Here is a 633-nt window from a genome sequence, read left to right as displayed (position 1 = left end):
GTGATAAATTAAACCCCATACACTCTGGCTATGTTAATTTTAAAAATCTTTTGCCTCCATATCTCAACGAGGTTGAACATAAGGAATTTATTCTTAACTCAGATCTATCATTGTTATTGTTAGCCCAGCATTATGGATTGCCAACAAGATTTATTGATTGGAGCCTAAATCCTTTAGTGGCGCTTTATTTTGCAGTTGAATCCTCAGGGCCTAACACAAAGGAAAAAGCAGCTGTATTCAGCTATAATGGCGAAAAAACTCTAACAGGAGAAGAGTTTTATCAAGGGTTCCAATATGGATTTGATGTTAATTGTAAGGAAGTGGTAGATTCTATTATTTATGAAGGTCGTGATAACTTCGATTTTATGCAGGCGGGGAAAGTTTCATCTTGCAAATTTAGGCTGTTGGCAGTGGAAGAAATAGAATTCATCCCAAGCCACCCAATTTCTATAACACACTTTAAATTTGATAGAAGGATGGATGGTCAAGAATGCATGTTTACCTTCCAGAATAAATTGTTAGAACCCTTCAAACCATTAGATTCTAAAAACCTAATAAAAATTGAAGTAGAGAATCCATATGCAATAAAAACCGAGTTAATTCAATTGGGTTTTGTTACATCAAAAAAATATC

The 633-nt window shown here is 34.3% G+C and carries 1 protein-coding gene; it reads left to right on the top strand.

Annotation, left to right across the window (positions count from 1 at the left end):
• A partial coding sequence (locus tag NNN64_RS22955; protein WP_271442896.1) for an FRG domain-containing protein occupies positions 1–633 on the top strand: 633 nt, incomplete at both ends.

This window comes from Citrobacter sp. Igbk 14 (assembly GCF_028069825.1).
Taxonomy (GTDB): Bacteria; Pseudomonadota; Gammaproteobacteria; order Enterobacterales; family Enterobacteriaceae; genus Citrobacter.
The sequence above is the reverse complement of the archived record's forward strand: the minus strand, read 5'-3'. Positions and strand labels throughout refer to the sequence as shown.